Consider the following 12,153-nt stretch of genomic DNA (forward strand, 5'->3'; position numbering starts at 1 on the left):
AACCGCCCGGTCCTGCCGCCGGTGGAGTTCAGTCATGTCGCCTGATCGCTCGAGCCTGGGCTTGCAGCACATCATGCTGCTGGCGGGGCTCTCGCGCGAGCGTCTGGACCAGCTCGCGCGGCGCTGCCTGTGGCAGACCCTGCCGGCCGGCAAGCCCCTGTTGTTGCGCTCCGAGCGCAAGAGCGATGTCTTCTTCCTCGTCTCTGGCCGGCTGCGGGTGACGATCTACGCTGCCAACGGCCGGCAGGTGACCTTCCGCGATTCGCTCGAGGGCGAGCATTTCGGCGAGCTCGCCGCCATCGATGGCCAATCGCGCTCTGCCGACGTGGTGACGCTCACGCCCAGCGTGGTCGCCAGCCTCGATCGCACGGCCTTCCTCGGGCTGCTGCGCGACGAGCCGGTGGTCGCCGAGCGCGTGATGCGCAGCTTGGCTGCGCTGGTGCGCCAGCTGTCGGAGCGTGTGATCGACCTCAGTACGCTGGGCGTGCAGAACCGTGTCCATGCCGAGCTGCTGCGCCTGGCGCAGGCCGCGGGCATCGAGGGCAACTGCGCGCGCCTGGAGCCGGCGCCGACGCACGCCGAGCTGGCCAACCAGATCAGCACCAACCGCGAACAGGTGACGCGCGAGCTGAATGCCTTGCGTCGCGAGGGCCTGCTGGCCAAGGAGGGCCGGGCGCTGGTGCTGACCGATGCGCAGCGCCTCGTTCGCATGGTGGAAGAGGTGCGCGGCGCCCCAGAGCCGACGCCATGCCGCTGAAGGCAGCAGATCCGCTACTGCACCGTGCCTGATGGTGGTCGCATCGCCGATGCCACGGTGCGGCGGGGGCCGCCGCCGTTCAAGGTCGGCAACTGGCTGTCGCACCTCGAGTTCGACCTCACGAGCCCGGTCTGGGGCCAGGTGCTCGAGGCACTGTGCGCCACCGCACTCTGGTGCGCTACGACCAGCGCGGCACCGGGCGCTCGGACCGCGAAAACGGGCGGATGTCCTCCTGGGCCGACCCCGGCGCCATGGCTGACCGGCGGGCTTCATTCCTACGAAGCGAACGGCACGGTCCGACAGCGCCGCGCGCGTTCGGGTCTAGCCTGGGGTCTCCACTTCATCCCGATGCAGGAGATGGCAATGAACCCACGCGATGACGGCGACGCAGGCAGGCGGCAGGGCTGACAGCCCCGGCATGCCATGCGCAGCCCCGGGCGCGACGACGACGATGCGATCCGCGCGATCCGCGCCGCGGCCTGTCCGCTCGAGATCTCGCCGCATTGCCATGGGGCGCTGCTCTTCGCGATCGCGGACGCGCGCTTCGTGCTGCTCGGGGAGGCCTCGCACGGGACCGACGACTTCTACCGCGAACGCGCAGCCATCACCAAGCGGCTGATCGAGGACAAGGCCTTCGACGCCGTCGCGGTCGAGGCCGACTGGCCCGACGCCTTGCGCGTCGACCGTTTCGTTCGCGGCGCGTCCGACGATTCGAGCGCGCTCGAGGCGCTCGGCGATTTCCGGCGATTCCCTGCCTGGATGTGGCGCAACCAGCCGGTGCGCGAGTTCGTCGACTGGCTGCGCGCCTTCAACCAGGCGAAGCCGGAGCAGGAGCGGGTCGGCTTCTACGGCATCGATCTCTACAGCCTCTACACCTCCATCGAGTCGGTGCTGGACTACCTCGACCGCGTCGATCCGGAAGCCGCCGGGCGGGCACGCTACCGCTACGGCTGCTTCGACCATTTCGCCGAGGACACGCAGGCCTATGGCTACGCCGCAGCCTTCGACCTCAGCGCCAGTTGCGAGGATGCCGCCGTGGCCCAGCTGACCGAATTGCGCCAGAGGCGCTTGAGGCACGACGGCGCGGACGCGCATTTCCATGCCGAGCAGAATGCGCGGCTGGTTCGCAACGCCGAGCACTACTACCGCACGATGTTCAAGGGCCGCGTGGCTTCCTGGAACCTGCGCGACCAGCACATGGCGCAGACGCTGGAGGCGCTGGACGCCCACTTGAGCGCGCAGCAATCGAAACCGGCGCGAATCGCGGTATGGGCCCACAACTCGCACCTGGGCGATGCGCGCGCGACCGAGATGGCGCAGGTCGGGGAGCTCAACGTGGGCCAGCTCATGCGCGAGCGCTTGGGGGCGCAGTGCTTCAACGTCGGCTTCACCACCGCCTATGGCGAAGTCACGGCGGCTTCGGCGTGGGACAGGGACGCGGAGCGCAAGCGCGTCAACCCGCCGCTGGATGGCAGCATCGAAGCACTGTTGCATGAGACAGGGCTCGGGCGCTTCGCCCTCATCCTGCGCAACAACGAAGTGCTCGCCGAGTCCCTGCGCCATGCGCGGCTGCAGCGCGCCATTGGCGTGATCTATGCGCCGGCCACGGAGCGCCAGAGCCACTACTTCCATGCGCGCGTGGCCGAGCAGTTCGATGCACTGGTCCACCTGGACCGCACCAGCGCGCTTGATCCGCTCGATTAGCGCGGCGGTGCCGAGCGGTCGGGCGGCAGCACGATGGTGGCGCGGCCGTCGCGCGAGGTGATGGCATCGGAACCGCTGGAGGGCGCCGCCCCGGGCGGTGCCACGATCGTGGCGCGGCCATCGGCGGAGGGTTGCGGCACTTCGGCCGGCGGTCCGCCCCGCGCGCGGTCGAGTGCGTTGCCGGCGGCGCGCACGCAGGCCTCGCGCGCCGGCGCGGCCAGTTTGCCGCTGTTGCACGCGGCGATCTCGCGCTCGTAGCGCTGCTGCAGCGCATCGCCCGAGGGCTGGGCGAACCCGGCCGCGGCCACCGCCAGGCCGGCGCCGAGAAGGAAGAGGGGGCGAGGCAGGGGGGATGCTTTCACGGCGTTCTCCATCGCAAAGTCTGCACAGCATGGCACCGTCCCGATGCCTGCGCTGTGCGCGGGCGGAGCCAGGCCAGGTAGGCGAAGGGCGACCGGCATCCTCCGGCAGCGGCGCACCGCCCGCAACTCAGTGGCCCGCCGGCTGTTCTTGCGCGAGTGGCGGCGGCCCTTCGGGCGCATCGGCCGGATCGGGCTGACGGCCGCGGATGCGCGCCACCATGCGATGCAGCCAGTGCTCGATGTCGTCCACGTAGGTGAACACGGCCGGCACCACCAGCAGGCTCAGCACGGTGGAGGTGATCAGTCCGCCGATCACCGCCATCGCCATCGGCGCGCGGAAGCTGGAGTCGGCGGCGCCCAGGCCAAAGGCGATCGGCGACATGCCCGCGCCCATGGCCAGGGTGGTCATGATGATCGGCCGGGCCCGCTTGTGGCAGGCGTCGCGCAGCGCATCCCACCGGCTCATGCCATGGTCGCGGCGCGCGACGATGGCGTACTCGACCAGCAGGATCGAGTTCTTGGTCGCCACCCCCATCAGCATGATGAAGCCGATCATCGAGGGCATCGACAGCGCCTGCCGGCCCAGCAGCAGGCCGATGAAGGCCCCGCCCAGTGCGAGCGGCAGCGCGCAAAGGATGGTGACCGGATGCAGGAAGTCCTTGAACAGCAGCACCAGCACGATGTAGATGCACAGCACGCCGGTCAGCATCGCCAGGCCGAAGCTGGCGAACAGCTCGCCCATCATCTCGGCGTCGCCCACCTCGGCCACGCGCACGCCGGGCGGCAGGTTGCGCACCGAGGGCAGGGCCTCCACCGCCTTCTTGGCATCGCCGAGGCCGACGCCCGAGAGCTCGATCTCGAAGTTGACGTTGCGCGAGCGGTCGTAGCGGTCGATCACCGCCGGCCCGCCCTCCATCGTGAGCGCGGCGACCTGGCTCAGCATGACCGGGCCGCGCGCCCCGGGCACGGTCAGCCGTTCCAGCAGCGACAGGTCCTGCCGCGCCGAATCCTCCAGCTTGACCACGATCGGCACCTGGCGCTGCGCCAGGTTGAGCTTGGGCAGGGCCTGGTCGTAGTCGCCCAGCGTGGCCACACGCAGGGTCTCGGCGATGGCCGCGCTGGTGACGCCCAGGTCGGCGGCGCGGGCGAAGTTCGGCCGCACCGCGATCTCGGGCCGGATCAGGCTGGCGGTCGAGGTGATGTTGCCCAGGCCCGGGATGGTGCGCAGGTCCTTCTCGACCGCGCGCGCTGCGGCCGTCAGCGTGGCCGGCTCCTCGCCGGTCAGTACCAGGATGTACTTCTCGCCCGACCCGCCGAGGCCGACCGTGGTACGCACGCCGGGCAGGGTCTCCAGCGCCTTGCGGATGTTGTTCTCGATGCCCTGCTTGCGCGGTCGGTCGTCGCGCGGCGCCAGCTGGATCGTCAGCGTGGCCTTGCGCGTCTCCGGCGTGCCAAAGCTGGCGAAGGGGTCGCCCCCGGCGCTGCCGCCGCCCACGGTGGTGTAGACGCTTTTCACGTGCTCGACCGCCATCACGCGCTGCCGGGTCTGCTCGGCCACCGCGAGCGTCTGCGCCAGCGTCGCGCCCGGCGGCAGCGAGAGGTAGACCTGGGTCTGCGAGTTATCGTCGGGCGGGATGAAGCCGGTCTTGAGCAGCGGGATCAGCGCGATCGAGCCGAAGAAGAAGAGGGTGGCCAGCACCATGGTGATGAAGCGGTGCCGCAGGCTGCGCTCGGCCAGCCGCATGTAGAAGGCCAGCCAGCGCGGCTCCTTCTCGGCGCCGACCAGCGGCTTGAGGATGTACGCGGCCATCATCGGCGTGAGCATCCGCGCCACCACCAGCGAGGCGAACACCGCGAGCGAGGCGGTCCAGCCGAACTGCTTGAAGAACTTGCCGGCGACGCCGCTCATGAAGGCGGTCGGCAGGAACACGGCGATCAGGGTGAAGGTGGTGGCGATCACCGCCAGGCCGATCTCGTCGGCCGCCTCCATCGCGGCCTGGTACGGCGTCTTGCCCATGCGCAGGTGGCGCACGATGTTCTCGACCTCCACGATGGCGTCGTCCACCAGGATGCCCACCACCAGCGACAGCGCCAGCAGCGTGACCACGTTGATCGAGAAGCCCAGCAGGTGCATGCCGATGAACGCCGGGATGGCCGACATGGGCAGCGCGACCGCCGAGACGAAGGTGGCGCGCCAGCTGCGCAGGAACAGCCACACCACGAGCACGGCGAGGAGCGCGCCCTCGTAGAGCAGGTGCAGCGAGCCGTCGTACTCCTCCTGCACCGGCTCGACGAAGTTGAAGGCCTCGGTGAGCTGGATGTCGGGATGTCGCGCGCGCAGGTCGGCGAGCGCCTTCTGCACCGCGCCGCCGACCTCGACCTCGCTGGCGCCGCGGCTGCGCGCGACCTCGAAGCCCACCACCGGCTTGCCGTCGAGCAGGGCGGCGGCGCGCGGCTCGGCGATGGTGTCGGAGACGCGCGCCACCTGGTCGAGCCGGATGCTGCGGCCGTCCGACAGTGGGATCTGCATGTCGCGCAGCTCCTCGGCCGAGCCCACGGTGGCCAGCGTGCGCACCGGCTGCTCGCTGCCGCCCAGGTCGGTGCGTCCGCCGGCGCTTTCGGTCTGCACCTGGCGCAACTGGCGCGAGATGTCGGCGGCGGTGGCGCCCAGCGCCTGCAGCCGGCCCGGATCGAGATCGACGTGGACCTGGCGCGTGACGCCGCCCACCCGGTTGACCGCGCCCACGCCGCTGATGGCCAGCAGCTTCTTGGTCACGGTGTCGTCGACGAACCAGCTGAGCGCCTCCGGGTCCATGCGCGAGGAGGCGATGGTGAAGGCCAGGACCGGCTGGGCCGCGAAGTCCAGCTTGTTGATCACCGGGTCGCGCACGTCGGCCGGCAGGTCGGCGCGCACGCGCTGCACCGCGGAGCGCACGTCGTCGACCGCTTCCTGCACCGGCTTCTCGAGCCGGAACTCCACGATCATCGTGGCCGCGCCGTCCTGCACCTTGGACGTGATGTGCTTGAGGCCCTGGACGGTGGCGATCGAGTTCTCGATCTTGCGCGCCACGTCGTTCTCGAGCTGCGACGGCGCCGCACCCGGCAGCGCGACCGAGACGGTGACCGTGGGCAGGTCGATGTCGGGGAAGTTCTGCACCTTCATCGCATTGAAGGACAGCAGCCCGGCGAAGGTGAGCAGCACGAACAGCATCACCGCCGGGATGGGGTTGCGGATGGACCAGGCCGAGACGTTCATGTCAGTGGTTCACAAGGAATCGGTTTCGAGGGGGCGAACGGCTGTCCGTCTCCAGGATGCATCAAGGTGCACTCCGCTTCGCCGGCGTCGCATCGACCACCCGCACCAGGTCGCCGTCGTTGAGGAAGCCTGCGCCCTGAACCACGATGCGCGCATCGTCCGGCAGCTTGGTCCTGATCTCGACGCGGTCGCCGACGCGGCGGCCGGTTTCGACCTTCAACTGCGCCACGCGGTTGTCCGCCTGCAGCACCAGCAGGTGGTTGAAGCCGTCGCGTGGCACCACGGCCGCCTGCGGCACGGTCAAGGCGCTGCTGCGGCCGAGCTGGAACTCGCCGCGCGCGAACATGCCGGCCTTGACGGCACTCGTCTCCTGCACACCCGGGATGTCGACGTAGACCAGGGCGTTGCGCGTCTGCGGGTCCACCGTCGGCGCGATGCTGCGCACCTTGCCGCTGACCTGGGCGCCGCTGGCGCTGGTGATCACGGCCGGTGTGCCGACGGCGATGCGGCTCAGCTCGGCCGAAGTCACCTCGGCGCGCCATTCGAGGCGGCCCTGGCGGATCAGCCGGAACAGCTCGGTGCCGGCACCGAGCACGCTGCCGACGGTGGCGGTGCGCGAGGAGATCACGCCATCGTCGGGCGCCAGCACCTGGGTGTTTCTGCCACGCACCTGCTGGGCGGCCAGCACGGCCTCGGCGGCCTGCACGCGTGCCTTGGCGGTCTGCTCCGCTGTCTGGTACTGGTTGATCTGCTGCTGGCTCAGGGCGCCGGTGGCCTGCAGAGTGCGGGCGCGCGCGGCGTTGCCGGCTGCATCGGCGGCGGTCGCCCTGGCCTCGGCGAGCGCGGCGCGGGCCTGCGCCATGTCGGCCTGCACCGTCTCGGGCGAGAAGGTGGCGAGCACCTGGCCCTTCTTCACCACGTCGCCCACGTTGACGCGCACGTCGGCCAGCCGCAGGCCGGTGGACTCGGAGCCGATGCTGGCCTCCTGCCAGGCCGCGACGTTGCCGTTGGCGGCCAGCGTGATGGTGAGTTCGCTGGCCTCGGGCTTGGCCACCGTCACGGTGAGCGCGGGTTTCGGCTGGGCGGCGGCTTCCTTGGGCTTGGCGGCGCCGTGCTCGGCCGACCTGCCGCGCGAGAGCAGGAAGGCGCCGGCCGCGAGCAGCAGCACCAGCACGGCCGCGATGATGAGGAGGGTGGAACGCTTCATTCTTGTCATGGCAGCCACTTCACTTCGAGATCGAAGAGGTCGTTGTCGTGCCGGGTCGCGACCAGCCGCCGCCCGTGGTGCGGTAGAGCGCGACCCAGGCCTCGGCCCGCTCGCGCTGCAACGAGACCCGCGCGGTCTGCGCGGCGAACAGGGTGCGGCGCGAATCCTCCAGCTCGAACAGGCTCGCCAGCCCGCCCTGGTAGCGCGCGCTGGTGGCGTCGAAGGAGGCCTGGTAGTTCTGCACTGCCGCGTCGGCATCGCCGGCGCGCTGGTCGGTGCTCTGCAGGTTGATCAGCGCCTCCTCGACCTCGCGCACCGCCTGGCGCACGTTGCCGCGGTAAAGCGCGACGGCTTCGTCGTAACGCGCCCGCGCGGCGTCGACGTTGGCCGCCAGCGTGCCGCCGTCGAAGATCGGCACGGACAGTGCCACCGGGCCGATGCTCCACGTGTCGACCGTTTCACGCAGGCCGCTGGTGCGGAACTGGAGCCGCCCGATCGAGCCCTGCAGGGTCAGGCGCGGGAAGCGCTGCGCGAGCGCGGAGCCGGCTTCGGCGCTGGCCGCGGCCACGCCGAGCTCGGCCGCATAGACATCGGGCCGCTGGGCCAGCACCTCGGCAGGCACGCCGGCGATCGCATGCACATTAGGCAACGCGCGCTCGACCGGCGCGGCATCCAGCCGGGCCTGCAGCGTGGGCGCGTCGATGCCGGTCAGCGCGATCAGCGACTGCTGCAGCAGGGCACATTGGGCGCGCTGCTGCGTCAGCTTGGCCGAGGCGTCTGAAGCGCCGGCGCGGGCCAGCGCGGCATCGGCGGGCGCGGTGAAGCCGGCACGTGCGGACAGGTCGTTGAGGCGCGCGGTCTCGGCCCGCGATTGCGTGTCGGCGGCGGCCACCGCGAGCTGGCGCCGGCAGGCGCGCTCGCCGAAGTAGGCGTTGGCCGTCTCGGCCGCTACGGAGACCCGCGCCTCGTGCCACTTGGCGTCGGCACCGTCGAGCCGGGCCTGGCTGGCATCGCGGGCGGCACGCAGGCCGCCGAACAGGTCGATTTCCCAGTTCGACTGCAGGCCGGCCTGGAGGGTGGTGATCGCCGGAATCGACGCGCTCGCCGAACCGCCGCTCGTGCTGCCGCCGGTGCCGCCCAGGCCGCTGAAGCCGCTGGTGGGCGAGTTGCTGCGCGTTGCCGAGGCATTGGCGCCGAGATTGGGCGCCAGCGCCGCGCCGGCGGCCACGCGCGAGGCGCGCGCCTCGGCGATGCGCGCGGCGGCGCTGGCCACGTTGGGGCTGGCGGCCTGGGCTGCGTCGATCAGTTCGACCAGCAGCGGGTCGTCCAGCTGGCGCCACCACTCGGCCATCACCGGCAGCGACCCGTCATGGGGCAGGGGCGTGCTCCACTGGACGGGCGTGGGTGCCGTGACTTTCCCGGGTGGGCGCGGGACCGTGCAGGCCGAGAACGCCAAGGGAAGCGTGAAAGGGAGCGCGAAGCAGAGCGCTCGAAGCCGGGAGTTCCTCATGAGGTTCCGCAAAAGTGGCATGGCTGGCGATCGGTAGGTCGCGTCGCTGGGCCGGATGCAGCCGGGTGGGCTGGGCAAGGCGCGCAGCATAGCAAGACGGCGCGCACCCCAGGCCAAGCCCCTACTCGGATCGAAAATCCCTGCATCCTAGCCAGTGGCGACTGCGCCATTGATGACCTTCGAAGCGTCCATTGATGCACAGGCTCGTCCACTGACTCATTGAAATAGTCGGTGAGGGACGCCCGAGACGGGATGCGATGCAAGGCGCAAAGCGCAGCGATACCCGTAGGTATCGCGAGCATTTTGCAACGCAGCAACGCGCCCGTATCGGGTGGACAGCACCGATCCGATTTCAGTGATTCAGTGGACTAGGATCGCTCCATGTCAGCCACCACCGCGCCCACAGCCGCACTGCCGCTCGATGCCGAAGGCATCCTGGCGCTGGCAGCGCGCTCGATGTTTCATCTTTTCTCCAGCATCAGCCAGGGCATGTTCCTGGTCGATCGAAGCGGCCGCATCGTCTGGGTCAACGAGGGCTACCGCCGTTTCCTGCCGGCGCTGGGCTTCTCCTCCATCGACCAGTTCCTCGGCCACCCGGTAGAGGAGGTGGTGCCCAACACGCTGATGCAGCGCGTGCTCGAGACCGGCGAGCCGATCCTGATCGACCTGCTCACCAACAAGGCCGGCACCTTCGTGGTCAGCCGCCTGCCGTTGCGCGAAGAGCGCGAGGACGGGGCGGCCGGCGCGGTGATCGGCGCCATCGGCATCGTGCTCTTCGACCATCCCGAAGACACGCTGAAGCCGTTGATCAGCAAGTTCGCGCTGCTGCAGCGCGACCTCGACGACGCGCGGCGCGAGCTCGCCACCCAGCGCAACAACCCCCTCTGGCAGCAGTCGGCCGACGGCCAGCGGCGCTCCAAGTACACCTTCGCCAGCTTCATCGGGTCCAGCCCCGCGGCGGTGGAGGTCAAGCGCCATGCGCGGCGCGCGGCGCAGTCCTCCAGCCCGGTGCTGCTGCTGGGCGAGACCGGCACCGGCAAGGAACTGCTCGCGCATGCGATCCACGCCGCCTCGGCGCGGGCACGCAAGGCCTTCGTCAGCGTGAACATCGCCGCCGTGCCGGACACGCTGCTGGAAGCCGAGTTCTTCGGTGTGGCCCCGGGCGCCTACACCGGCGCGGACCGCAAGGCGCGCGAGGGCAAGTTCAAGCTGGCCGACGGCGGCACGCTCTTCCTCGACGAGATCGGCGACATGCCGCTGCCGCTGCAGGCCAAGCTCCTGCGCGCGCTGCAGGAGGGCGAGATCGAGCCGCTCGGCTCCAACAAGCTGGTGCCATTCGATGCGCGCGTGATCGCGGCCACCTCGCGCGACCTGCCGGCGCTGGTGAGGGAGGGGCGCTTCCGCGAAGACCTGTACTACCGCCTCAACGTGCTGCCCGTGCGCGTGCCGCCGCTGCGAGAGCGGCGCGCCGACATCCCGGCACTGGTCGAGGCGCTGGGCGAGGACATGGCGCTGCGCAGCGGCGAGGCCCCGCCCGAGCTGATGCCCGACGCGCTGGCGCTGCTGGCCGCGCAGCATTGGCGCGGCAACATCCGCGAGCTGCGCAACGTGCTCGAGCAGGTGACCATGCGCAGCGACTCGCAGCGCATCGACGCTGCGCAGCTGGAACGCATCCTGCGCGAGACCGGGCAGGAGAAGATCGCGGCGCCCGACCCGCTGCAGGCGCTGCCCGGCGCCGCCGCGGCGGACGACAAGACCCTCCTGCTGCGTCCGCTCGCCGAGCAGGTCGCCGAACTGGAGCGCAAGGCCATTGCCGCGGCGATGGCGGCCACCGGCGGCAACAAGCTGGCAGCCTCGCGGCTTCTGAAGATCTCGCGCGCGACGCTGTACGAACGTCTGGAAAACCCTGACTGAGAAGCGTGCAAGTGGCTGAAGTGCAGGCAATGCAAATGTCCTGATTCCAGGCTTTCGCTTGGAGTGCAAGGGAAAGTCCTGGGCCGCTCACGCATTCGCGGCTGGCACGGACTGTGCAATATTCAGTCATCCCATCTTCAGGAGACAAACAAATGCACCGTCGCCATCTCGTCGCCCTCGCGGCGCTCGCCACCTTGGCCGCTTCCGCGCTGAGCACCTCCGCCCAGGCCCAGTCCAACGAGATCCGCATCGCCCATGTCTACAGCAAGACCGGGCCGCTCGAGGCCTACGGCAAGCAGACGCAGACGGGCCTCATGATGGGCCTGGACTACGCCACGGGCGGCACCATGGCGGTCAACGGCAAGAAGCTGGTGGTGATCGAGAAGGACGACCAGGGCAAGCCCGACCTCGGCAAGTCGCTCCTGGCTGCGGCCTACGCCGACGACAAGGCGGCGCTGGCGGTGGGCCCCACCTCCTCGGGCGTGGCACTGGCGATGCTGCCGGTGGCCGAGGAGTACAAGAAGATCCTGCTGGTCGAGCCCGCGGTGGCCGATTCGATCACCGGCGACAAGTGGAACAAGTACATCTTCCGCACCGGCCGCAACTCGAGCCAAGACGCGATCAGCAACGCGGTCGCGCTCGACAAGCCGGGCGTCAGCATTGCCACGCTGGCGCAGGACTACGCCTTCGGGCGCGATGGCGTGAAGGCCTTCAAGGAAGCCATCAAGAAGGCCAAGATCGTCCACGAGGAGTACCTCCCGCAGAACACCACGGACTTCACCGCCGGTGCCCAGCGCCTGATCGACAAGCTCAAGGACCTGCCGGGCCGCAAGGTGATCTGGATCGTGTGGGCCGGCGCCGGCAACCCCTTCAAGATCGCCGACCTCGACCTGAAGCGCTATGGCATCGAGATCGCCACCGGCGGCAACATCCTGCCGGCCATGGCCAGCTACAAGCAGTTCCCCGGCATGGAGGGCGCGACCTACTACTACTTCGGCATCCCGAAGAACCCCGTCAACGAGGCCCTGGTCTCGGCCCACTACAAGGAATTCAAGACGCCGCCGGACTTCTTCACCGCCGGCGGCTTCAGCGCGGCGATGGCCGTGGTGACGGCGCTCAAGAAGACCGGCGGCGACACCAACACCAACAAGCTCATCGCCACGATGGAAGGCATGACCTTCGACACGCCCAAGGGCCCGATGACCTTCCGCAAGGAAGACCACCAGGCGCTGCAGAGCATGTACCACTTCAAGATCAAGGCCGACCCGGCGTTTGCCTGGGGCGTGCCGGAGCTGGTGCACGAGATCAAGGCCTCGGAGATGGACATTCCGATCAAGAACAAGCGCTGAAGAAACCGGACTTGCCCGTCATGCGAAGCGCGCGAAGGGTGCGCGAAATCTCCGCGTCCCCTGCGCCCGGTTCCCGTTTTCATTCCCCTCGTCA

The 12,153-nt window shown here is 69.7% G+C and carries 8 protein-coding genes; 4 read left to right on the forward strand and 4 right to left on the reverse strand.

The genetic code is table 11. The features are described 5' to 3' along the window. The first annotated feature begins 34 nt into the window (after nucleotides 1-34). Together J2739_RS17095 and J2739_RS17100 are read left to right on the forward strand one after the other, a co-directional pair. Complete coding sequence (locus J2739_RS17095) at nucleotides 35-757, forward strand: Crp/Fnr family transcriptional regulator (protein WP_309903722.1); 723 nt, start codon at nucleotides 35-37, stop codon at nucleotides 755-757. A gap of 423 nt (nucleotides 758-1,180) precedes the next feature. After that, entirely contained in the window at nucleotides 1,181-2,461 is a 1,281-nt protein-coding gene (locus tag J2739_RS17100) for an erythromycin esterase family protein (protein WP_309903723.1), read from the forward strand. Here the strand turns inward: J2739_RS17100 and J2739_RS17105 are convergent. The 4 genes from J2739_RS17105 to J2739_RS17120 form a co-directional block, all read right to left on the reverse strand. Beyond that, nucleotides 2,458-2,823 (reverse strand): hypothetical protein, encoded by a 366-nt coding sequence (locus J2739_RS17105; protein WP_309903725.1) that lies wholly within the window; start codon nucleotides 2,821-2,823, stop codon nucleotides 2,458-2,460. The two genes, J2739_RS17100 and J2739_RS17105, sit on opposite strands and share 4 nt — an antisense overlap. A gap of 127 nt (nucleotides 2,824-2,950) precedes the next feature. Further along, on the reverse strand, nucleotides 2,951-6,079 hold the full coding sequence (locus J2739_RS17110) for an efflux RND transporter permease subunit (protein WP_309903727.1): 3,129 nt from the start codon (nucleotides 6,077-6,079) through the stop codon (nucleotides 2,951-2,953). 61 nt (nucleotides 6,080-6,140) lie between these two features. Next, entirely contained in the window at nucleotides 6,141-7,295 is a 1,155-nt protein-coding gene (locus tag J2739_RS17115) for an efflux RND transporter periplasmic adaptor subunit (protein WP_309903729.1), read from the reverse strand. 10 nt (nucleotides 7,296-7,305) lie between these two features. Further along, a complete protein-coding gene (locus J2739_RS17120; RefSeq protein ID WP_309903731.1) occupies nucleotides 7,306-8,796 on the reverse strand; it encodes an efflux transporter outer membrane subunit in 1,491 nt (496 codons plus the stop codon). Nucleotides 8,797-9,177: 381 nt separating this feature from the next. Here J2739_RS17120 and J2739_RS17125 point away from each other — a divergent pair, with 381 nt between their 5' ends. Continuing rightward, nucleotides 9,178-10,710, forward strand: a complete 1,533-nt coding sequence (locus J2739_RS17125) for a sigma-54 interaction domain-containing protein (RefSeq protein ID WP_309903733.1) — start codon at nucleotides 9,178-9,180, stop codon at nucleotides 10,708-10,710. A gap of 152 nt (nucleotides 10,711-10,862) precedes the next feature. Continuing rightward, entirely contained in the window at nucleotides 10,863-12,059 is a 1,197-nt protein-coding gene (locus J2739_RS17130) for a substrate-binding domain-containing protein (protein WP_309903734.1), read from the forward strand. Nucleotides 12,060-12,153 lie beyond the last annotated feature (94 nt).

This window comes from Variovorax soli (assembly GCF_031454625.1).
Classification (GTDB): Bacteria; Pseudomonadota; Gammaproteobacteria; order Burkholderiales; family Burkholderiaceae_C; genus Variovorax; species Variovorax soli_A.